Here is a 22,342-nt window from a genome sequence, read left to right as displayed (position 1 = left end):
CCAGTGGATCTCGCAGATTTCGCACTGAAAAAGCGGGTCATCTCAGCGGTCTCCACGATCCTGATCCTGATTGCCGGCTATTACGCCTACTCGACGCTGCCACGCTTCGAGGACCCGGAATTCATCATCCGGCAGGCCCAGATCATCACCCCCTATCCCGGGGCGGGCGCCGAGGAGGTGGCCGAAGAGGTCACCGAGGTGATCGAGGATGCGCTGCAGCAATTGCAGGGCGTGCTCGAGGTGCGTTCGGTCTCGTCGCCGGGGCTGAGCAACGTGATGGTGGAATTCAATATCCCCTCCGTGCCCGATTACGACACGCTCTATCAGCGCTTTGCCCAGATGCGGGCCAAGATCGACGATGCGCAACCGAACCTGCCCCCCAACGCCCTGACCAGTCAGGTCTATGACGATTTCGGGGATGTCTTCGCGCTCTATTTCGCGGTGGTGGGCGACGGCTATACGATCACGGATCTTTACAACTACGCCAAGGAGTTACAGCGCCTTCTTGTCACGGTGGATGGCGTCTCCAAGGTGGTCCTGAACGGCGTTCAGGACGAGGTGATCTATGTCGAGTTTTCCTCGGCCCGGCTGATCGAGCTGGGGCTTACCTCCGAGCAGGTCTCGCAGATCCTTGAGGGTCAGAACCTCGTGATCCCGGGCGGCTCGATCCAGGCGGGGCAGACGCGACTGGAAATCCGCGTGCCGGACGGGGTCTCATCAAGCGAGGCCATCGCGAACCTGATCATCACAAATCCCGAGAACGGCGCGCTGTTCCGCCTTGGCGATATCGCCGAGATCAAACGCGGTCTCGTGGACCCGCCCGCCGGGTTGATATACCGCGACGGTCGGCCCGCCATCGGGATCGGCATCTCGAACACCCTGGGCGGCAATGTCGTGAATATGGGCGTCGCCGTGAAAGAGCGGATGGCCGAGAACATCTCGGAACGTCCCATCGGGATCGAAGTCCTGCCGATCTCGGACCAGAGCGACAGCGTAAAGGTCTCGGTCGACGACTTTGTGGGCAACGTGGTGCTGGCCCTTGTGATCGTGGTCGGCACGCTGATGATCTTCATGGGTCTGCGTTCGGGCCTTCTGATGGGGGGGATCCTGCTGATCACCGTGGCAGGGACGCTCTTCGGGATGCTGCTCTACGGGCTGGACATGCAGCGGATCTCGCTCGGGGCGCTGATCATCGCCCTAGGGATGCTGGTGGACAACGCGATCGTCGTGGTCGAGGGCACGCTGGTCCGAGTCCAGAAAGGCGAGAGCACCGCCAAGGCCGCCGTGGCCGTGGTGAACCAGACGAAATGGCCCCTGCTTGGCGGGACTGTGGTGGGCTTTCTCGCCTTCTCGCCCGTGGGATTCTCGCCGGACAATACCGGTGAATATGCGGGCAGCCTGTTCTGGACCATCGCGATCTCGCTGCTGTTCTCCTGGTTGGTGGCGATCTGGCTGACGCCCTATTTCTGCTCGCTCCTGCTCAAGCCGCCTGCCCCATCCGAGGACGGCAAGCCACCTGCCCCCAAACCCGAGAACCGGGCCCTGCGCGCCTATCGCGGCCTGCTCGCCAAGGCGATCCGCTTTCGCTATGGCACGGTGGTGCTGGTCGTGGCGCTCTTTGCCTCGGCCATCGCGATGTTCAGTCAGGTGCCGCCGGGCTTCTTTCCGACCTCGACGCGGCCACAATTCGTGGTTGACTACTTCCTGCCCAAGGGCACCGATATCTCACGCACCCGCGAAGACGTGCTGGAAATCGACGCCCATGCCCGCACTCTGGCCGGTGTGACCGGCACGAACACTGCCGTGGGCAGCGGGCACCAGCGTTTCATGCTGATCTACGAATCCGAGGATCCGGACAGCTCGTACGGACAGGTGCTGGTGGATGTGGAGAGCTTCGACCAGATCTCGGAGCTCGTGGATGAATTGCAGAGCTGGGTCGATGACCGCTTCCCCGAAGCCACGGCCAAGGTCTGGCAATTCACGCTGGGCCCGGGCGGCGGCTCCAAGATCGAGGCACAGTTCAGCGGCCCCGATGCGGCCACCCTGCGCGCCCTGGCGAACCAGGCCAAGGAGGTGATGGCCGAATATGGCGCCATCGCGATCAAGGATGACTGGCGCGAGCAGGTCCCGGTGATCGAACCCAGGATCGATACTGACAGCGCGCGGCGACTTGGCCTCTCGCAGGCGGATATCTCGAACGCGCTTTACGGGCATCTCAACGGGATCACCCTGGGGGTGTTCCGCGAGGGCGACGAGCTGCTGGATGTGGTGATGCGGCCGCGCGAATCGGATCGCAACGATGTTAGCGGGCTGCGCAATGTGCAGGTCTTCAGTCAGGTGACCGGCGGCTATATCCCGATTTCGCAGGTCGTGGACCGTTTCGACGTGGTGTTCGAGGCGGGCAACCTGCGCCGGGTTGACCGGCAACTGACCATCACCGCGCAATCGGACAACGCGCCCGGTGTGCTGTCGGGCGATCTCTTTGAGCAGGTCCGCGGCCCTATCGAGGACATCCCCCTGCCCCCGGGCTACACGCTCAGCTGGGAGGGTGAATACGGCAACTCGCAAGAGGCCAATGCCGGTCTCGCCTCGACCATGCCGCTCGGGTTCGGGGCCATGATCCTCGTGGTGATCCTGCTCTTCAACGCGGTGAAACAACCGCTGATCATCTGGCTGACGGTGCCTCTGGCCCTGATCGGGGTGATCTGGGGGCTGGCGCTGACCGGGACACCTTTGGAATTCATGGCCATCCTCGGGGTGTTGTCCCTGACCGGGATGCTGATCAAGAATGCCATCGTTCTGATCGACGAGACCGACAGTCAGATTACCGATGGCAAGGCGCGCATGTCCGCGGTGGTGGACGCCGCCGTCAGCCGCGTGCGCCCCGTCGTGCTCGGCGTGCTGACCACGGTGCTCGGGGTGGTGCCCCTGCTTTGGGATCCGTTCTTCCAGTCGCTGGCGGTGGTGATCATCTGCGGGCTGAGCTTTGCCACGGTCCTCACCCTTATCATCGTGCCGACGCTTTACACGATCTTCTTCCGCGTCCGCTCGGAAGAGACCGAAGGCGCGGCAGGCTAGAGGCCGACGAAAACCCGGATCACAAAGGCATTGGCCAGATCCACGAAGAAGGCCGAGACCAGGGGCAGCACGATGAAGGCCAGCGGTGCTGCCCCGTAGCGTTTCGTCACCGAGGACATGTTCGCGATTGCCGTGGGCGTGGCCCCGAGGGCAAATCCCGCAAACCCCGCGCTCAGCACGGCAGCGGTGAAGCTGCGCCCGATGGCCGGAAAGACCACGAGGAAGATGAAGGCCGTGGTCATCGCCACCTGCAGGACCAGCACCCCGAGGATCGGCCCGCCCAGCTCGACCAGTGTCCAGAGCTGCATGCTCATGAGCGACATGGCCAGAAAGACCGACAGGCTGTAATCCGAGACGACGGCCAGGGCGCGGCTCCCCGCTGGCCATGTCAGCCGTGGCAGCAGGTAGGGAATGGTGTTCGACATCACGATCCCCACCAAAAGGCAGGGCACGAAGAGCGGCAGTTGCACCCCCGCCTCGAGGATCGCCACATGGGCGATATAGCCCAGCAGGATCGCCACATGGGCCGCCAGCATGGCGCGCATCAGGCTGATATGGTTGACCACCTCGCTGGGCGCGCCGGGGTCCTCGAATTCGAGCCCGACCACCGGGGCGGCGTCCTCCTCGCCGCGCAACCCGTGGCGGTCGATCAGCCGCTTGGCGATCGGCCCGCCCATGGTCGCCGCCAGCACCAGTCCCAGCGTCGCCGCCGCGATCCCCAGCTCGGAGGCGGCGTCAAAACCTGTCATCTCTTCGATTTGCGGCCCCCAGGCGATGGCCGTGCCATGCCCGCCGATCAGCGAGGCAGAGCCCAGCAGCACCCCGACCGGTGTCGGCAGATCAAAGAGCAGCGCACCGAGATAGCCGACCGCGTTCTGCAGCACCATGAAGCCCACCGTCAGCGCCAGCAGCACCCCCAGAAGCCGCCCGCCGCGCAGCAGATCCGCAAAGCGCGCGTTCAACCCGATACAGGCGAAGAACAGCACCAGAAGATAGTCCCGCACTGCCAGATCGAAGACGATCTGCCGCCCGCTCAGCGCGAAGACCGCCCAGGTCACGAGGGCCACCGCCAGCCCACCCGAAACCGGTTCGGGGATGTTGTAATCCTTCAGAAGCCGCAGGCTGCGGGTGAGGAACGCGCCCACGAAATAGACCAAAAGGCCAATCGTGACCGAGATAAAGGCGGGGACGAGGATGTCAGGCATGGGGCCCTCCGGGGTGACGCATCGCCCCGGGGTTTCGCCCTGCCGACCGGTGATTGCAAGGGAATGGTCAGGCCCTGTCGGTCCTGTCGCGGGGTCCCGCCAGATCGTTCAGGATCGGGCAATCGGGACGATCATCCCCGTGACAGGCCGAGACGAGCGTCTGCAACGTCTCTTGCATGGCGCGCAGCTGTGCGATCTTGTCGTCGATCCGGGCCAGATGCTCTTCGGCAACGGCCTTGACCTGCGCGCTGGCGCGGTGGTCATCCTCGTAAAGCGCCATCAGGGTCCGGCAATCCTCGATCGAGAACCCAAGGGTGCGCGCCCGGCCCAGAAAGGCCAGCTTGTGCAGGTCGCTGTCGCGAAACACGCGGTAGCCATTGGCACTGCGCACCGGGCGGATCAGGCCGATCTCTTCGTAGTAGCGGATGGTCTTGGGCGGCAGGCCCGCGCGTTCGGCGACATCTCCGATATTCATCGGCTCACTCCGCAGGCTGCGGCGCAGAGGCCGGGCTGGATGCGTGATCCGCCCCGGCATTGACCGGCGCGAGACGCCGGAGCCGCAGGGCATTGCTCAATACCGAGACCGAGGACAGCGCCATCGCCCCGGCGGCAAAGATCGGCGAAAGCAGGATCCCGAAGGCCGGATAGAGCACGCCCGCCGCCACCGGGATCAGCGCCGCGTTGTACCCAAAGGCCCAGCCAAGATTCTGGCGGATATTGCGCAGGGTCTGCTGCGAGAGATGCCGGGCATTGACCACGCCGCGCAGATCCCCGGACATCAGCACGACATCCGCGCTCTCGATGGCGATATCGGTGCCGGTGCCGATCGCGATGCCCACATCCGCATGGGCCAACGCGGGCGCATCGTTGATCCCGTCCCCGACAAAGCCGAGCGTCGCCCCGGGCTGCGCCGCGCGCAGGGCATCGAGCGCGGCGACCTTGCCGTCGGGCCGGACCTCGGCGATGACCTCGTCGATGCCCGTCTCGCGGGCAATGGCCTCGGCGGCGGCGCGACTGTCACCGGTGATCATCGCCACCTGCAGCCCTTGCGCCTTCAACGCGGCAATCGCGGCGCGACTGCCGGGCTTGATCGGATCGGCCACGGCCAGCACGGCCACCAGTGCGCCATCCCGCGCTACATGGACCACCGTACGGCCCGCGGCACCGAGCCGGGTCGCCTCGGCCTGCAGGATCTCGGTGGACAGGCCCGCCTCAGCCATCATCCGCGCCGTGCCGATCTGAATCTCGGCCCCCTCCACATGTCCGCGCACGCCCGTGCCCGTGTCGCTTTCGAACCCGGTGACCGGCGCGAGCGCGACGCCCTCGGCCCGGGCCGCGCGCAGGATCGCCTCGGCAATCGGATGTTCCGAGGCCGCCTCGACACTCGCCACCGCGCGCAAGAGCTCCGCCCGCGCGACGCCGGGCCGCGTCACCACATCCGTCAGCTCGGGCCGCCCGGCGGTGACCGTCCCGGTCTTGTCGAGCGCGATGATCCCCACCTGGCTCAGGCTTTGGAGCGCATCGCCCTTGCGAAAGACCACCCCCATCTCGGCCGCCCGCCCGGTCCCGACCATGATCGAGGTCGGCGTGGCGAGCCCCATGGCGCAGGGGCAGGCAATGATCAGCACCGACACCCCGGCCACCAGTGCAAAGCCCGGCCCCGGGCCAAAGGTCAGCCAGATCGCCACGGTCACAAGCGCGATGCCCAGCACCGCGGGCACGAACCAGCGCGTGACCAGATCGACGAGCCCCTGGATCGGCAGCTTGGCCCCCTGGGCGTCTTCGACCATGCGAATGATCTGGGCCAGCGTGGTATCCGCCCCGGTCCGGCTGACCGTCACCGAAAGCCCGCCCGCGCCGTTCACCGTACCGCCGGTCACCGGATCGCCAAGCGCCTTGGCCACGGGCAAGGGCTCGCCGGTGATCATGCTCTCATCCACGAAGCCACTGCCCTCGGCGACAGTCCCGTCCACCGGGATCCGCTCGCCCGGGCGAATGCGAACGGTATCGCCCCGCCCCAGCGCCTCGACCGGTACATCCACCGGCACCCCGTCGCGCAAGAGCCGCGCCACCGGCACCTGCAGGCTGAGCAGGCTCTGGATCGCAGCGCCCGTGCGGCCCTTGGCCCGCGCCTCCAGCCAGCGCCCCAGCAGGATCAGCACCACGATCACCGCGGCGGCCTCGAAGTAGACCGCGCGGGTGGCCTCGGGCAGCAGCCCGGGCGCGAAGGTTGCAACCATGGAAAAGCTCCAGGCGGCCCCGGTCCCCAAGGCCACGAGGGCATTCATATCCGGCGCGCCATGGCGCAGGGATTGCCAGCCACGCGCGAAAAACAGCCGCCCCGGTCCGAGCAGCAGAAGCGTGGTAAGCAGCGCCTGCAGCAGCCAGGAGGTCTGCATCCCGATGGTCCCGGCAATGAGATGGTGAAAGGCGGGGATCAGATGGCTGCCCATCTCGAGCACGAAGACCGGCAGGGCCAGTGCCGCGGCGAGGGCTGCCCGCCGGGCCATCTCCTGCGCCTCCTGCGCCTGACGCTCGGCCCGGGCCGGGGGGCTGGCCCCATCGGCAAGGGTTGCCGGAAAGCCCGCCTCGGACACCGCCGCCATCAATTGCGCCGGGCTGGTCGCCCCGTCGAGATAAGTGATCGTTGCCGCCTCAGCGGCCAGATTGACCGACGCCGTCTCAACCCCGGGGATCGCCGTCAGCACCCGCTCCACCCGCCCGGAGCAGGAGGCGCAGGACATGCTGGAGACCGACAGGGTCGTGCTGGCCATGCGCGGGGCGTAGCCTGCCTCCGCCAATGCCGCGGACACGGCTTCCAGTGCCTCCGGATCGCACAGCGTCACGCGGGCCTCCTCGGTGGCGAGGTTCACCGCGCTGTCGGCCACCGCCGGAAGCGCGGCGAGCACACGCCCCGCCCGCCCGGCGCAGGAGGCGCAGTTCAGCCCCGTCAGGGACAGGGAATATTGATGAGCATCGGCTTGGGACATGGCAGGACTCGGTCTTGTGTCCCGCCTATTTAAGGCTTCCAGCCACTGGAAGCTCAAGGGGGCGGAGAATTTGCCGCGCCTGCCAGCCGCAGGGCCAGCGCGCTGCGCGGCCGCAAACCTGCGTCTCCGAGCGCCGGGATCCCCGGCTGCATCCGGGCCAGACGGGCCACGCGCTGCGAGCCCTCAACCGGCTCCGCCTATTGCCCCGGCTGCGGTGTCCCGGGTGTCCGGAAAATGGCCGAGGCCGTCGCCGCGTTCGTCGCCATCAGCGTGTCGTAGAGGATCGCCAGCCGCAGCAGAGATTTGACATCCACGTCATGGGGCAGCGCCGAGAGCGGATCGATGAAGAAGACCAGCGCGTCGAGCTTGCCCTCGGCGATCATCGCGCCGATCTGCGCGTCCCCGCCCAACGGCCCGCTCTTGAGCGCGGTGATGTCCAGCCCCGCTTCCTCGCGCAGCCGCCCGCCGGTCGTGCCCGTCGCAAAGAGCGCATGGGGCTCGAGCAACGCGCGGTGATCCTTGGCCCAGGCCACCATGGCGTCCTTGCGTTGGTCATGGGCGACCAGAGCGATGGAATATGTCATTGGGCTCAGCTCCCCTTTTCCGTCTGACCCCCTTTTATAGGCCATGGAAACCTGCCCGTCGCGGAGAATGCGTCGCAGGGGCAGCCGCCCCTGCCCGATTGCCCTGTCGCGAGGGCCATGTCAGCCTGAGGGGACGTTCCAAACGCCGGAGAAGCCCATGCCCCCGCTCACCAAAACTGCCGCCCAGATGGTCGCCGACGCCCGCGCCCGGATCGAAGAGATCGGCACCGAAGAACTGATCGCCATGGTCGAGGATCCCGAGGTGGTGATCGTTGATATCCGCGACATTCGCGAGCGGCAACGGGACGGCTACATCCCGGGCAGTGTCCATGCCCCGCGCGGCATGATCGAGTTCTGGGTCGACCCGGACAGCCCCTATCACAAGCCGGTCTTTGCCCAGGACAAACGCTATGTCTTCCACTGCGCCTCTGGCTGGCGCTCGGCCCTGACTGCGGCCACCTTGCAGGATATGGGTTTTGCCGCCGCGCATCTGCGGGATGGTTTCAAGGACTGGAAAGCCAAGGACGGCCCGATCGCGCGGGACGACTAGCGGTCAGGTAAAGACCTTCGCCACCACGAGGAGTGCGCCCAGAAACGGGACGGCCCCGGCCAGCACCCAGAGCCCGTCGCGGGTCAGCATGCCCAGCGTGATCAGTGCAATCGCAGCACCGAGCAGCGATGCGGAGAACGGCACAAGCTCGAAAAACGGGATGAGCGCGGCCAGCGCGATGCAGCTCAGGGGCAAGGCGAACCAGATCGGGCGACGAAAGAGCAGCCCGATCCGGCGATGGGCATGCCGGTCAAACCAGCGCCCGACTGGCAGGACCCGCTCCAGCCCCGCGCGCAGCCGCTGCCCGGCAATCGCGCGCCGCTTGATCCAGGCGGGCAGCCACAGGCAATGGCGTCCAGCCAGCATTTGCCCGGCGACAAGGATGATGATCAGCGCGTTAAAGCTTGAAAACAGGGGGATTCCGCTGAGCGGCGAGACCAGCGTGATCGCCGGCAACAACAGGAGCGGCAGGAAACTCGCCTGCCCGAAGGCCGTGATCAGATCACCGATCGAGACATCGTCCCGCTCGGCCACATCCAGCGCGCAATCAAGGACGCGGGTCATGGACCAATCGTCATCCTCCTCGACGTCCTGTGGCGCCACGCTGGCATCGGTCATTCTGGCTCAAACCCTGTAACACCGCCCCCTGCGGTCCTCCTCAACAGATGGCCCTTCGGCGGGTTTATGCAAGGCGCGCGGGGGAAATCCGCTGCAGGCGCGAAGCGGCCAGCCAGCTTGCCGCCGCCATGGCCGCCGCCGTCCCAAGGCAGAGCGGCAAGCCCCCCAGCTGATAGCTGAGCCCCGAGAGCAGCGTGCCCAGCAGCCGCCCTGCCGCGTTGGACATGTAGTAGAAGCCCACATCCATCGTGACCCGCTCGGCCTTGGTGAAGGCCAGGATCAGGTAGGAATGCAGCGCCGAGTTCAGCGCAAAGACCACGCCGAAGAGCATCAGCCCCCCGACCAGCGCGCCGGTGAGCCAAGGAGCCGGTCCCCCGGCAAGCGCCACCAGCAGTGCCAGCATCGCCGGGATCAGCGCCAGCAACCCGACCCAGAGCCGGGCAAGCCCGGTGATCTGGGCATCGGTCTTGTCCCGCGCCCGCAACAGCGCCGGGGCAAAGCCCTGCACCGCGCCATAGCCGATGATCCAGAGCGCCATGAAGGTCCCGATCTGGAAGAACGCCGCGCGGTTGCCCTCGACACTGCCATCGGACAGCACGCTGTAGAAATAGATCGGGATGCCGACCACGAACCACACGTCCCGCGCGCCGAACAGGAACAGGCGCGCCGCGCTGAGCCAGTTGACCCGCGGATCCTTGGAGAAGACATCGCGAAACTTCGCGCCCTTCGCCCCCTGCGGCAGGCCGGGCGGCATGAAGATCACCACGGCCGCCAGCACCAGCGTCAGCGCCCCCGCCATGGCCCAGACTGCCGGGACAAACCCGGCGGTCGCCAGAAGAGCAGCCCCCAGCAGAAACCCGAGCCCCTTCACCGCGTTCTTGGACCCGGTCAGCGCCGCGACCCAGCGGAACAGCGCGCCCTCCCCCGAAGGCGCCAGCACCTTGACCGCGGATTTCGCGCTCATCTTCGACAGATCCTTGGCCACGCCGGAGGCCCCCTGCACCGCCATCACGAAGGCGACCGAGGCCGCAACGCTCCAGCCCGGGTCGAGCTGTGCCAGCGCCACCAAAGCTGCGATCTGGATCCCGAGCCCGGCATAAAGCGTCGAGGTCAGGCCGAACCGCGCCGCGATCCAGCCCGCGCTGAGATTGGTGATCACCCCCATGAGCTCGTAGAGCAAAAAGAGATAGGCAAGCTGCAGCGCCGTGAAGCCCAGCGTGTGGAAATGCAGCAGCACCAGCATCCGCAGGGCCCCATCGGTGAGCATGAAGGCCCAATAGGCCGCCGTCACCGCCAGATAGGCGCGCAGGCCAGAGGGGGCAGCAGCGCTCATAGGCTGGCCAGCACCATGCGGGTCACATCCGCCAGCCGCCACGCATAGCCCCATTCATTGTCGTACCAGGCATAGACCTTCACCTGCGTCCCGTTGACGACCATGGTGCTTTGGGCGTCGATGATGCCCGAGCGCGGATCATTGGTGTAATCGCAGGACACCAAAGGGCGCGTCTCATAGCCGAGAATGCCCTTGAGCTCCCCTTCGGCAGCGGTCTGGAAAAGGGCGTTGACCTCCTCGACGCTGGTTTCGCGCTCCACCTCGAAGACGCAATCGGTCAGGGATGCGTTGAGCAGCGGCACCCGCACCGCATGGCCGTTCAGACGGCCCTTGAGCTCGGGGTAGATCAGGGTGATCGCCGTGGCCGAGCCGGTGGTTGTCGGGATCAGCGAGTTCAGGGCCGAGCGGGCCCGGCGCATGTCCTTGGCGGGCCGGTCCACGATGGTCTGGGTGTTGGTCACGTCGTGGATTGTGGTCATGGAGCCATGCTTGATGCCCAGCCCCTCATGCAGGACCTTGACCACCGGCGCGAGGCAGTTGGTGGTGCAGCTGGCCGCCGTGATCAGTCTGTGCTGGTCCGGGTCATAGATCTGATGGTTGACCCCATAGACGAGGTTCACCGCCCCGCCATCCTTCACAGGGGCCGACACGACGACCTTGCGGATGCCGGCGTCGAAATAGGGGGCGGTCTTGGCCCCGGTCTTGAACACCCCGGTGCAATCCACCACGAGGTCGACCCCCAGCGCCGCGAGGGGCAGCTTTTCGAGGTCACTTTCCTGCGTGAAGCGGATCGCCTGCCCGTTGATCGACAGGCTGTCGGGCCCATGCGCGATCTCTGCATCCCAGCGCCCATGGACCGTGTCGAATTCCAGAAGCAGCGCATGCTGCTCTGGCGTGCCGACCGGGTCGTTCAGCAGAACCAGATCCGCCTCGAGCCCCTCGTCGAAAAAGGCCCGCAGGACCAGTTTTCCAATCCGGCCCAGGCCGTTCAGCGCGATTTTTGGGCGCGTAGATGTCATCTCATCGTCTTTCCGTAAGGGTGGCAGGGGTCAGGGCGCGGGCCGCCCGATCTCGTCAAGCCGGGCCTGAAGCGCCAGTCTGTCGAGGGATTGCAACGGGAGTGCGACAAAGCGTTCGATGCGGTCGCGCATCTGACGATAGGTCTCGGCAAAGGCGCGGGATGTCTCCGCTTCGTCCCCCTGAACCTGCGCTGGATCCGGCACGCCCCAATGGGCGCTCAGGGGCAGACCGGGCCAGGGCGCGCACTCTTCATTGGCGGCAGCGTCGCAGACTGTGAACACGAAATCCATATCCGCCGCATCCGGCGTCTGGACCGCAGAGACCGGCTTGGATCGCAGCCCTTCGACGCCATGCCCATGCCCCGCCAGCACCTCGAGCGTGTGCGGGTTCACACGACCGGTCGGCATGCGCCCGGCGGAACGCGCGACGAACCGCCCCTCGCCCAGATCTGTCAGCAACTGCTCGGCAAAGATCGAGCGGGCGGAGTTCCCGGTGCACAGGAACAGCACGTTCCGAACCCGTGGCTCCGCTGCGGGACCCGGATCAGGCAGGCAAAGATCCGGGCGCCCTCGGCAGCAATCGGCGACCAGATAGCTCAGCAGATCTCCCATCCGCCCCATCTCGGCCGCGTAGATCACCGCCCGCCCGTCGCGGCGCGAGCGGACCAGACCGACCTGCTGCAACGCGGAAAGGTAGACCGACAAAGTGTTGGGCTTCAGCGAGAGCGCCGCCGCCATCTCGGACGGGCGCACCCCCTCGGGTCCGCGCCGCACCAGCAGGCGAAACACCCCAAGACGACCGGGATGACTGAGCGCGTCGAGCGCGTCGGAGGCTTCGATCAATTCCATAATTCATGAATATATGAACTATAGAATTGGACAAGCCCCAATTCCCCGCCAGAGCTGTTTTTTGCAAATCACGCCAAAGTGACATAGACTGGACGGGTCATCTCGCCGCTGGGGGGACGGAGATGCATCGATACAGCCGATTTGCGCTCAGTTACGCACCGGATCCGGAAACGGATCTTGCGGTGTTGGGCAAGCATTGGCTCGGCTGGGATCTTGAGCGGGGTCAGGACGTCCCGCTGTTGAAGATTGATCGATTGCCCTTGCCCCTGTCGAAGATTGCAGCGCGTCGGCGTCGCTATGGCTGCCAGGCCCTGCTGGTCGCGCCCTTTCGCCTTGCCGCCGGGCATTCGCCCCTCGACCTCCACCACCGCGCACGCGCCATTGCCGAGCATTGTACCGAAGTGCCCCTCGCGGGATTGCGGCTCGACCCGCAATCGGGCGCCATCGCCCTGCTGCCCCGGGATGAGAGCCCGGCGCTGGAGCGGTTCTGCACCACGGTCACGCGCAGCTTTCAGGATCTGCAGGTCCCGGCCACAGGCCCCGCCCATGCGGAGGCGCCTCGCCCGGACACCCCGCCCCCGTTTCAGTTCCAGCTCAGCGATACCCTCCCTCGGGCCGAACTGATCGCCCTGGCGGCTGCCATGCGGCCGATCATCGAGCCCAACCTGCCCCGGCCCTTCCACCTGCGCAGCCTCAGCCTCGTGGGTGAGGACGCCACCGGGTGGTTCCGTCTGATTCAGCGCTACCCGCTGCGCGCGTCGGGCACCGCCCTGATCAGCGATGCTCCGATCCGGGCGGAACGCCCCCGCATGCCCTTGCTCTGGTAAGCAGGCCAGAAGGTCAGGTGCGCGGTGTGTTTGTGGTTGGAAATCTGCCCCGCTGGAACAATGCCCGTGCCGTCGAGGGGAGGAGGAGGCCGACGGAAACGGGCATTGCCAGACGAGGTCTTTGTGACAGCGACACAACCGATCGTCACTGTAGGTTCACATTACTGCAAGTTCAGGGCCCGTCCACTTTTGCCGAATTTGGCGCGCGCAAAATCAGTGTTTTTGCAACGGCTTTTACAGGCTGCGTTTCGCAGATGCGCCCTCGGGGCCAAATGCCTCTTTTGACGGCATTCTGAGAATGGATCAGCCGTGGGCGTGTCCAAGATGTGCGTAGCCCGACCAGAGAATCGCGCCCCCGACGAGGCAAATCAACACTCCGGACAGATAGGGCGCGGCGGCGAAAATCGCGTCCAACCGCCCGCTTCGCTGCCGCACGGCCGAAAGACCCATGGCCGCCACGACCCCGACCAGCACCAACGTCGCCGCAAGCCCCAGCGAGAAGGCCGTGACAAGCGTCACCCCGAGCCCGATCTGTCCCAGATGGAGACAGAGCAGAAAGACTGTGATCGCCGCAGGACAGGGGATGAGGCCACCGGAGAGTCCAAACAGGATCGTCTGCCCTGTCCCGGTCCGCCCCTGCGCCAGACGGGCCTCGATCTCGCTGGCATGGGCGAGGGTATGGGCGTCCATATGATGATCGCCCGGCCCGTGTCCGTGTCCGTGTCCGTGTCCGTGTCCGTGTCCGTGTCCGTGTCCGTGTCCGTGTCCGTGTCCGTGTCCGTGATGCGCGTGCGCCATCGTTTCCGGACCCGCAACAGGCTCAACCGACCTGTTCGCATGCCGCCTTGTGCGCCCCTGTTGCGCCAGCATCCACACACCGATCGCGATCACCATCGCCCCGCTCAGCATCATGAAATAGGGCTCCAACGCCGCGCCGATCAGCGCATCGCCATAGATCAGGGCCAGCGCCGCCAGCACCCAGACGATCAAGGAATGGGACAAGGCCGCCGACAGCCCAAGCAGCACCGCCTGCCCCACGGTGCCCTTGGCGGCGATGATATAGGCGGCCATCATCGTCTTGGAATGCCCGGGCTCCAGCCCGTGCAGCGCGCCCAGCGCAAGCGCCAGCGCAAAGAGCACCAAGGGGTTGGCCCCGCCCGCCGCAATCATCCCGCTCAGATCCATGCAGCCCTCCCGGTGAGCCGCGTTCGAGGGGCTGTCTGGTCTGTCATCACAGGTACTTCGTCAACGCGCGCATCTCGTCCAGCGCGGCTTGCAGGGCCTCGGGCTCCGGCGCGGGGGCGCTCAGGCAATGGTCCATGTGATCCTGAATCAGAACGCGTTTCGCCTGCTCGACCGCCTTCTGCACTGCGTGCAGCTGCTGGGCAATCTCGGCACAGGGCCGCCCGTCTTCCAACATGCCGCCGATGGATCTCAAATGCCCCTCGGCACGTTTGAGGCGCTTGGCGATTGCGGGATGGCTGGCATGTCTGTGCGGCTCGGTCATCGGGGCAGCTTATCCTCCCCCGGGGGATAGGTCCACGTGACGTTTTCCCCGTTGCGGACCACCGCCCCTTCTCCGGCGCGCAGCCAAATGCGCCGCAACTGCGCCCCACTTCCGGCGCGATCCCGGGTCAGGACAGAGCAATGCGCGCCGGGTGATCGCGCACGTGTTGGAGGAAAGGATGGATCTAACAGATCTCGACTGCCAAGGGCAGTCCGGCCCCTTGCAACTCTGGCTCGGGATCGCCGAAAGCGACGCCTGCCTGAGCCTTACGGTCACCGCCTTGCAAGGGGCGGTGGTTCTGGCCGCGGCGATCACCGCGCGTCACTGGATCTTGCGCCAGTCCCGCCTCCCGCAACAGCCCTGCCCGATCACCCGCGGCGGAGACAGGGACGCGACCCGCGCCCCAGCAGCATGGCCGCCAAGCCACCGGAAACACCCCGGAGCGCAGTGAGGTCAAAGTAGCGCCCGGCGCAGTCCGACCCGGCACCGCCGGGGAGGGCTCCGCCGCAGAGCGCCGAGTGGCGCGGCCTGCCGCGTCGCGGAGACGCTCTGCCCCTCGACAAAGTCCGAGGCGACGCCCCGGCCCCCGCCCCTCCTAGCGCAGCCGCTCTTCGGTTTCGGCGTCGAACAGCATGACCCGATCCGGCGACAGGACCAGGCCTACCCCACTGCCCTCCGGCAGCGGGTCCTCCTCCCCGGCCTCAACGGTCAGCCGCGCCCCATCGGCCGCCTTGAGATACAGGTAGGACACATCCCCGAGCGCTTCGGTCACGTCGACCAGATGGGTATCCCCCGCCGGATCAAGCTTGAGGTGTTGCGGGCGCACGCCGACAATCACCTTGCCGGACCGCCCCTCCGCGGCAGTCACCGCCAGCGGCGCGACCCCATCCACATGGACCATCCCGTCCCTGATTTCGCCCTTCAGGAAGTTCATTGCGGGCGACCCGATGAACCCGGCGACAAAGACATTGTCCGGGTCGCGATAGAGATGCAGCGGCGCGCCCACCTGTTCGATCTTACCTGCGCGCAACACCACGATCTTGTCGGCCAGCGTCATCGCCTCGACCTGGTCATGGGTGACATAGACCATGGTCGCGCCGATTTCCTTGTGCAGACGGGCGATCTCCACCCGCATCTCGACCCGCAACTCCGCATCTAGGTTCGACAGTGGCTCGTCGAACAGAAACACCTCCGGCCCGCGTACGATGGCCCGACCAATCGCCACCCGCTGCCGCTGCCCGCCCGAGAGCGCCTTGGGCTTGCGCTTGAGATATTGATCGAGCTTGAGGATCTCGGACGCCCCCGAGACCTTCTGCCTGATCTCGTCCTTGGGCACGCCGTTCATCTTGAGCCCGAAGCCCATGTTTTCTTCAACGGTCATATGGGGATAAAGGGCATAGGTCTGAAACACCATCGCCACGCCCCGCTCGGCAGGGTCCAACCGGGTCACATCCCGGGGGCCGATCGAGATCGTCCCGTCGCTGGTCTCCTCCAGACCCGCGATCATCCGCAACAGCGTGGACTTGCCACAGCCGGACGGGCCGACAAAGACGCAAAACTCGCCATCCTCCACGGTCAGATCCACACCATGGATCACCTGCGTGTCTCCGTAGCGCTTGATAGCGTGTTCCAATACGATCCCGGACATGCCCGGCCCCTCCTCCGTTCAGGTTCCTGTATGTGGCAGCGCGTCGGTGGCGCCTGGGAAGTGCCAGTCCTGCGCGTCTGCAGCGATGCGCTCCGCCGCGTGGCGAATGAGCGGTGCGTGCGCCTCGAGGGCGGGCAACGCCATGCGGGCGGTGGTGCTCGTGATCGACAGCGCGCCCAGCACGCGCCCGCCCCCGGCAAGGATCGGCAGCGCAAGGCAGATGATCCCCGGTTCATGCTCTTCGCGGTCAAAGGCGTAGCCCCGGGCGCGGATCTCGGCGAGATCCCGGCGCAGGCTCTCGCCACTGGTATGGGTGTGTTCGGTAAAGCGGTGGAATGACTGCTGCGAGATGATTCGCGCCAGCTCGGCCTCCGGCAGGAAGGCAAGCATCGCCTTGCCCACCCCGGTGCAATAGGCCGGCCCGACCTTGCCCGCCTGCGAGAACATCTCGACCGGCTTCGCGGCATTGCGCTTGTCTACATAAAGCACCTGGGCATTGTCGAGCTGCGCGAGATGGACCGTCTCGCCCAGCTCGGCGCTCAGGGCATCCACATGGGACCGCGCCAATGGGGCCAGCGAGCTTTGGGTCCAGGCCGCATGGGCCAGACGCACAAGGCGCATGCCCGGCGCATAGGTCTGCCGGTCCGGATCATATTGCAACATGCCCTGATTGGTCAGCGTCTGGACGAAGCGATAGAGCGTCGCCTTGGGGAACGTGCTGTCGGTCAAAAGCTCGCCAAACCGCACCGGGCGGCCATATGCGGCCACCTGGTCCAGAACAGCCAGCGCCTTGCCGACGGTACCATCTCCAGTCATGCGGGTCTCCTCCCTTGGCTCCGCTCTTGGCGGCGAAAACCTGTTGACAGCATAGGCGACGTCAGGTCATCATTTCAATATATAAAACTTGGTTTCAAATATTGAAACTAAAATCCGCATGAGACCATAGGGAGGACATCATGCAATCCACACTGAAAGCGTCCGTTGCGACGCTGGCCTGTGCCGCCGTTCTGGCCGGGCCAGCCCTTGCCGAGGATCTGAGCGGCAAGCTCGTGATCTTCTCGGACATGCACGATCCGGCCCCGCGGGCGACGATGGAGAAGCTTGCCGCCGATTTCGACGCGATGCATCCGGATCTCGAGGTCGATCTGACGATCATCAACCGCGAAGAGTACAAGACGCAGATCCGCAACTTCCTGACCGCGAACCCGCCCGATGTGGCGAACTGGTATGCGGGCAACCGGATGTTGCCTTATGTGAATGCGGGCCTGTTCGAGGACGTTTCGGATGTCTGGGATGCAGAGCTTTCGGCCAATCTGGCCTCGACGAAGCTCGCGATGACCATCGACGACAAGCAGTGGGGCGTGCCCTATACCTACTACCAGTGGGGTGTCTATTACCGCGAGGACATCTTCAACGAGCTCGGGCTGAGCGAGCCCGGCAACTGGGAAGAATTCAAGGCAAACTGCCAGGCCATTCTGGATTCTGGACTGAAATGCTATTCCATCGGCACCAAGTGGCTGTGGACCGCGGCGGGCTGGTTCGACTACCTGAACCTGCGCCAGAACGGGTATGAGTTCCACATGGCCCTGACCAATGGCGAGATCGAGTGGACCGATGATCGTGTCAAAGACGTTTTTGCGCGCTGGCGCGAACTGATCGACATGGGCGCGTTCATCGACAACCACACCGCCTATAGCTGGCAGGAATCCGTGCCTTTCTTCACCCAGGGTGATGCGGCCATGATGGTAAAAGGCAACTTCGCCGTCGATCTCTACCGGAAGGGTGGCCTGACTGACGATCAGATCGGCTTCCACCAGTTCCCGGAGATCACACCCGGCATTCCCATGGCGGAAGAAGCCCCCACGGACACGTTCCACATTCCCTCAGCCGCGCAAAACAAGGTCGCCGCGAAGGCGTTCCTGAAGTTTGTCACCGAGGCGGGTCAGCAGACAGAAGCGAACATCACGCTGGGTCAGCTGCCGGTGAACCGGAACTCCTCCGTATCCGATGACGAGTTCATCGTCGAAGGGTTCGAGCTGCTGAACAACGCCTATGCGCTGGCGCAGTTCTTTGACCGGGACGCTCCGGCGGAGATGGCCAAGGTCGCCATGGAAGGCATGCAGGAGTTCATGGTCAAGCCGGACGAGATCGACCGGATCCTGAGCCGGCTCGAGCGCGCGCGCAAGCGGATCTACTAAGCGGATCCCGGGCGCCGTCGGGGAACCCCGACGGCGCGGACGCACCCCGGACCAACGGGCGCACAAGGACCGGCGCGGTCGGGATCTCCCGGCCCCGCCTCACCGGCCCGCCCCTGCAAACGGTGCATGATCATGGCCGCGACATCGGCCCGTTTCGGGTCGATGCCACCGCGCAGAACCGCCATCGCCCCCGGCCCGCGCCGGTCCGTGGTTTCAGGAAAGGAGACCTCAATGCCCGCAGAATTGAGCCGTCTTCGCGGCACGCCGCATCGTTGCGCATGCAGATTTGAACCCCGGATGATGACGGACCGGACCCGGACCGGGTCCGCCCCCCTTGCCCCAGAAACGAGCGTTTAGCCATGTCCGAGACAGCCCTTTCCGATGTTCGTGCCGTCAATGGCGGCGGCTCCTGGTTTCACCGCAACCAGTTCGCGCTGACCCCCTGGCTGTTCCTTGCGCCGGGGATCCTGTTCTTCGCGCTCTATGTGATCTTCCCGATCTTCCAGTCCTTCAATGTCTCACTCTATGAATGGGACGGGCTGGGGCAGCCGGAATATGTCGGGCTGCGCAACTACGAGGATCTCTATTGGGAATTCGTGGACCGCGACGCGTTCTTCACCTCTCTGAAGAACAATGTGATCTGGTTGGTGCTCTACCTGCTGGCCATCCCCGGCGGGCTGTTCATCGCGCTGTTTCTGAACCAGACGGTCACGGGCATCCGGTTCTACAAATCGATGTTCTTCTTTCCCTTCGTCATCAGCCAGGTGGTCGTCGGCCTTGTCTTCACATGGTTCTACGACCCGACCTTCGGGTTGCTGAACACGTTGCTGGGTTCGGTCGGGATCGCGCCCATCAACGTGCTGGGGGATGAGCGCTACGTGACCTACGGCATCATCGCGGCGGGGCTCTGGCCGCAGACGGCCTATTGCATGATCCTCTACCTGACGGGCCTCAACGCCGTGGACCCCGAGCAGATCGAGGCAGGCCGTCTCGACGGGGCCAAGCGCTGGAAGATGCTGTGGTACATCATCATCCCGCAGCTGCGCCCGGCGACCTTCATCGCCTTCGTGGTGACGATCATCGGCGCCCTGCGGTCCTTCGACATGATCTCGGTGATGACCGCGGGCGGGCCCTTCGGGTCGAGCCGGGTGCTGGCCTATTACATGTTCGAAGTCGCGCTGAGCGAATATGGTTTCCGCATGGGATATGGCGCGGCGATCGCGGTGGTGCTCTTTGCCATCATGCTCTGCTTCATCGCCTATTTCCTCTACTCCATGTACCGCGAAGAGAAGGCACGGTGATGCAGACGGCCTCCCTACTCCGCGACAGCGTGGATACGATCTGCGCCCGTCTGCCCGGGGCCGAGCTGGCCCTGTCCGAGGACGAGATCCCCTCCTGGAAGGTGGGCGGAAAGATGTTCGCCTGCTTTGGCCATAAATACCCGGGTGTTGCGGTCAAATGCGACGCGGTAGAGACCGCGTCCATGCTGATCGAGGCCGGGGTCGCCGAGCGGGCGCCCTACTTCCACAAAAGCTGGGTACGACTGCCGGAGGATGCCGCCCCGGAGGAGATCATCCACCGCGTCACGACCTCCTATGATCTGATCCGCGCCAAGCTGCCCAAGGCCCTGCGCGACGGCCTGCCCCCCCGGAAAGGAGCCTGAGATGTTTCCAGCCCCCATCGAGACGGCCCCCCGGGGTCAGCAAATCGCCTACAAGACGCTGCTGCCGGTGGCGTTGATCTTCTGGCTTTTGCCGCTGATCGCCGTGGCGGTCTTCTCCATCAAGCCGGCAGGAGATTTCGCCACGGGCAATTACTGGACCTGGCCCTCCTCGATCAGCTTCGTGGAAAACTACAGCCGGGTCTTTCTGGAATCGGACATGCCCCGCTACCTGATCAACTCGGTGATGATCACGGTGCCCACAGTGATCGGCGCGGTGGCTCTGTCCTGCATGACGGGCTTTGCCCTCGGCATCTACAAATTCAAGGCGAACCTGTGGATCTTCTTCATGTTCGTGGCGGGCAATTTCGTCCCCTTCCAGATCCTCATGGTGCCCGTACGCGACCTGACGCTGGATCTGGGGCTCTATAATACCAAGACCGGGCTCGTGCTCTTTCACATCGCGTTCCAGACCGGGTTCTGCACGCTTTTCATGCGCAACTTCATCCGGGCCCTGCCCTTTGAGCTGATCGAGGCTGCGCGGGTCGAGGGGATCGCGGAATGGCGGATCTTCTGGTTCGTGGTGCTGCCGCTGATGAAGCCCGCGATTGCGGCGCTGTCGGTGCTGATCTTCACCTTCATCTGGAACGACTACTTCTGGGCCGTGGTGCTGACCCAAGGGGTCGATGCCCAGCCGGTCACCGCCGGGATCACCTCCTTCAACGGGCAGTACACGGCCGCCTATCACATGATGAGCGCAGGCAGCATCATCGCCGCCCTGCCGCCGGTCGCCATGTTCTTCCTGATGCAGAAACACTTCATCGCTGGTCTCACTCTTGGAGCTGTGAAATGACCAAAATCGCCTTTGTCGGGGCAGGCTCGACAATCTTCATGAAAAACATCCTCGGGGATGCGCTGCATTTCGAGGCTTTGCGGGATGGCCATTTCGCGCTGATGGATATCGACGCGACGCGGCTCGCCGAGAGCGAGCTGGTGGCGCGGGCGATGATCCGCACCATGGGCACGGGCGCGACCGTGAGCACCCATACGGATCGCCGCGCCGCATTGGAGGGGGCCGATTTCGTGGTCACCGCCTTCCAGATCGGCGGGTATGAGCCCTGCACCGTGACGGATTTCGAGATCCCCAAAGCCTACGGTCTGCGCCAGACCATCGGCGATACGCTGGGGATCGGCGGGATTATGCGGGGGTTGCGCACGGTGCCCCATCTCTGGTCTGTGGCCGAGGATATGGCTCAGGTCTGCCCGGATGCGGTGATGCTGCAATATGTGAACCCCATGGCGATCAACACCTGGGCGCTGGCGGAACGCTACCCCCATGTGCGGACCGTGGGCTTGTGCCATTCGGTACAGAACACGGTGCAGGAGCTGGCCCATGACCTGGACCTGCCGCAGGACGAGATCCGCTACCGGGTGGCCGGGGTGAACCATGTGGCATTCTTCCTCGAGCTGACCCATCGGGGCCGCGATCTCTATCCTGCGTTGCGGGCGGGATATGCGGGGGGGGCGCTGCCCAAACCGCCGCTCCTGATGCCGCGCTGCGCGAACAAGGTGCGCTATGAGGTGATGGATCATCTGGGCTATTTCTGCACCGAAAGCTCCGAGCATTTTGCCGAATACGTGCCCTGGTTCATCAAGAAGGGACGCGAGGATCTGATTGCGCAGTTCGCCGTGCCGCTGGATGAGTATCCGACCCGCTGCCTCGAACAGATCGCAGACTGGCGCGCCCAGGCCGCCGGGCTGACGGGGGCAGCGGAAATCCCGGTGGAGAAAAGCCACGAATTCGCCGCCGAGATCATGAACGCCATGGTCACGGACCAGCCTTACCGGATCTATGGCAACCTGCAGAACACAGGCCAGACCCCGCAACTGCCCCTTGGTGCGGTGGTGGAAACCCCCTGCCTCGTGGACAGCAACGGGGTGCAGCCAAGCACGGTGACGGATATCCCGCCGCAGCTGGTGGCGTTGATGCGGACCCAGATCAATGTGCAGGAACTGATGGTGCGCGCGTTGCTGGATGAGACACCCGAGCATATCTACCACGCCGCGATGATGGATCCGCACACCGCCGCGGAACTGGACTTGCGCCAGATCCGCAACCTTGTCACGGATCTGCTTGCCGCCCATGGCAGCTGGATCCCAGACTGGGCCCGCCCGAAGAAAGCCGCATGATGACCAATCACTTCCTCACGTGGCGCGGTGCACATGTGCACCGCGCAGGACGCTCTGGGCGCCCTGGCGAGACGCACACCATCCCG

Annotated in this window: 21 protein-coding genes; 9 read left to right on the top strand and 12 right to left on the bottom strand. The window is 65.1% G+C overall.

All coding sequences use genetic code 11. The features are described 5' to 3' along the window. Positions 1-3: 3 nt before the first annotated feature. A complete protein-coding gene (locus ACP150_RS16840) occupies positions 4-3,078 on the top strand; it encodes an efflux RND transporter permease subunit (protein ID WP_424967838.1) in 3,075 nt (1,024 codons plus the stop codon). On the opposite strand, the gene gltS is transcribed toward ACP150_RS16840, so the two are convergent. The 4 genes from gltS to ACP150_RS16820 form a co-directional block, all read right to left on the bottom strand. Further along, positions 3,075-4,283: a sodium/glutamate symporter gene (gltS, locus tag ACP150_RS16835; protein ID WP_424967837.1), complete on the bottom strand. Its 1,209-nt coding sequence runs from the start codon at positions 4,281-4,283 to the stop codon at positions 3,075-3,077. The two genes, ACP150_RS16840 and gltS, sit on opposite strands and share 4 nt — an antisense overlap. A 67-nt stretch (positions 4,284-4,350) precedes the next feature. After that, the gene (cueR, locus tag ACP150_RS16830; RefSeq protein WP_424967836.1) at positions 4,351-4,758 is read right to left on the bottom strand and encodes a Cu(I)-responsive transcriptional regulator; all 408 of its coding nucleotides are present in this window, start codon (positions 4,756-4,758) and stop codon (positions 4,351-4,353) included. 4 nt (positions 4,759-4,762) lie between these two features. Next, a complete protein-coding gene (locus tag ACP150_RS16825) occupies positions 4,763-7,273 on the bottom strand; it encodes a heavy metal translocating P-type ATPase (RefSeq protein WP_424967835.1) in 2,511 nt (836 codons plus the stop codon). Positions 7,274-7,470: 197 nt separating this feature from the next. Next, the gene (locus ACP150_RS16820) at positions 7,471-7,857 is read right to left on the bottom strand and encodes a methylglyoxal synthase (protein WP_424967834.1); all 387 of its coding nucleotides are present in this window, start codon (positions 7,855-7,857) and stop codon (positions 7,471-7,473) included. A 157-nt stretch (positions 7,858-8,014) separates the two neighbouring features. Here ACP150_RS16820 and ACP150_RS16815 point away from each other — a divergent pair, with 157 nt between their 5' ends. Further along, positions 8,015-8,407, top strand: a complete 393-nt coding sequence (locus tag ACP150_RS16815) for a rhodanese-like domain-containing protein (protein WP_424967833.1) — start codon at positions 8,015-8,017, stop codon at positions 8,405-8,407. Positions 8,408-8,410: 3 nt separating this feature from the next. On the opposite strand, the gene ACP150_RS16810 is transcribed toward ACP150_RS16815, so the two are convergent. The 4 genes from ACP150_RS16810 to ACP150_RS16795 form a co-directional block, all read right to left on the bottom strand. Beyond that, on the bottom strand, positions 8,411-9,025 hold the full coding sequence (locus ACP150_RS16810; protein WP_424967832.1) for an exopolysaccharide biosynthesis protein: 615 nt from the start codon (positions 9,023-9,025) through the stop codon (positions 8,411-8,413). Positions 9,026-9,089: 64 nt separating this feature from the next. Further along, a complete protein-coding gene (gene arsJ, locus ACP150_RS16805; protein WP_424967831.1) occupies positions 9,090-10,358 on the bottom strand; it encodes an organoarsenical effux MFS transporter ArsJ in 1,269 nt (422 codons plus the stop codon). Further along, positions 10,355-11,377, bottom strand: coding sequence for an ArsJ-associated glyceraldehyde-3-phosphate dehydrogenase (locus tag ACP150_RS16800; RefSeq protein ID WP_424967830.1), 1,023 nt, complete (start codon positions 11,375-11,377; stop codon positions 10,355-10,357). Before ACP150_RS16800 ends, arsJ begins: the two co-directional genes overlap by 4 nt. Positions 11,378-11,407: 30 nt before the next feature. Then, positions 11,408-12,226: a helix-turn-helix domain-containing protein gene (locus ACP150_RS16795; RefSeq protein WP_424967829.1), complete on the bottom strand. Its 819-nt coding sequence runs from the start codon at positions 12,224-12,226 to the stop codon at positions 11,408-11,410. A gap of 122 nt (positions 12,227-12,348) precedes the next feature. On the opposite strand from ACP150_RS16795, the gene ACP150_RS16790 reads away from it, so the two are divergent. Continuing rightward, positions 12,349-13,053 (top strand): DUF1045 domain-containing protein, encoded by a 705-nt coding sequence (locus ACP150_RS16790; protein ID WP_424967828.1) that lies wholly within the window; start codon positions 12,349-12,351, stop codon positions 13,051-13,053. A 303-nt stretch (positions 13,054-13,356) separates the two neighbouring features. Here ACP150_RS16790 and ACP150_RS16785 read toward each other — a convergent pair whose 3' ends face one another. Continuing rightward, entirely contained in the window at positions 13,357-14,238 is an 882-nt protein-coding gene (locus ACP150_RS16785; protein WP_424967827.1) for a nickel/cobalt efflux transporter, read from the bottom strand. Between the two features lie 46 nt (positions 14,239-14,284). Continuing rightward, positions 14,285-14,560 carry a metal-sensing transcriptional repressor gene (locus tag ACP150_RS16780; protein ID WP_424967825.1) on the bottom strand — a complete coding sequence of 92 codons (276 nt, stop codon included), beginning with the start codon at positions 14,558-14,560 and terminating at the stop codon, positions 14,285-14,287. A 178-nt stretch (positions 14,561-14,738) separates the two neighbouring features. Between ACP150_RS16780 and ACP150_RS16775 the strand changes: the two genes are divergently transcribed. Next, the gene (locus tag ACP150_RS16775; RefSeq protein WP_424967824.1) at positions 14,739-15,011 is read left to right on the top strand and encodes a hypothetical protein; all 273 of its coding nucleotides are present in this window, start codon (positions 14,739-14,741) and stop codon (positions 15,009-15,011) included. A 144-nt stretch (positions 15,012-15,155) separates the two neighbouring features. On the opposite strand, the gene ACP150_RS16770 is transcribed toward ACP150_RS16775, so the two are convergent. Then, positions 15,156-16,208, bottom strand: a complete 1,053-nt coding sequence (locus tag ACP150_RS16770) for an ABC transporter ATP-binding protein (protein WP_424967823.1) — start codon at positions 16,206-16,208, stop codon at positions 15,156-15,158. A gap of 18 nt (positions 16,209-16,226) precedes the next feature. Next, on the bottom strand, positions 16,227-17,024 hold the full coding sequence (locus tag ACP150_RS16765; RefSeq protein ID WP_424967822.1) for an IclR family transcriptional regulator: 798 nt from the start codon (positions 17,022-17,024) through the stop codon (positions 16,227-16,229). Positions 17,025-17,164: 140 nt separating this feature from the next. On the opposite strand from ACP150_RS16765, the gene ACP150_RS16760 reads away from it, so the two are divergent. From ACP150_RS16760 to ACP150_RS16740, 5 genes are all read left to right on the top strand, one after another. After that, positions 17,165-18,406 carry an ABC transporter substrate-binding protein gene (locus ACP150_RS16760; protein ID WP_424967821.1) on the top strand — a complete coding sequence of 414 codons (1,242 nt, stop codon included), beginning with the start codon at positions 17,165-17,167 and terminating at the stop codon, positions 18,404-18,406. A gap of 359 nt (positions 18,407-18,765) precedes the next feature. Beyond that, on the top strand, positions 18,766-19,707 hold the full coding sequence (locus tag ACP150_RS16755; RefSeq protein WP_424967820.1) for a carbohydrate ABC transporter permease: 942 nt from the start codon (positions 18,766-18,768) through the stop codon (positions 19,705-19,707). Further along, positions 19,707-20,069 carry an MmcQ/YjbR family DNA-binding protein gene (locus ACP150_RS16750; RefSeq protein ID WP_424967819.1) on the top strand — a complete coding sequence of 121 codons (363 nt, stop codon included), beginning with the start codon at positions 19,707-19,709 and terminating at the stop codon, positions 20,067-20,069. Before ACP150_RS16755 ends, ACP150_RS16750 begins: the two co-directional genes overlap by 1 nt. 1 nt (position 20,070) lies before the next feature. Beyond that, positions 20,071-20,919, top strand: coding sequence for a carbohydrate ABC transporter permease (locus ACP150_RS16745; RefSeq protein WP_424967818.1), 849 nt, complete (start codon positions 20,071-20,073; stop codon positions 20,917-20,919). Then, entirely contained in the window at positions 20,916-22,256 is a 1,341-nt protein-coding gene (locus ACP150_RS16740; protein ID WP_424967817.1) for an alpha-glucosidase/alpha-galactosidase, read from the top strand. The genes ACP150_RS16745 and ACP150_RS16740 overlap by 4 nt, the downstream gene beginning before the upstream one ends. Positions 22,257-22,342: the final 86 nt, after the last annotated feature.

The sequence above is a fragment of the Dinoroseobacter sp. S375 genome (assembly GCF_049800775.1).
GTDB lineage: Bacteria > Pseudomonadota > Alphaproteobacteria > Rhodobacterales > Rhodobacteraceae > Dinoroseobacter.
This window is presented reverse-complemented; position numbering and strand designations above follow the sequence as displayed.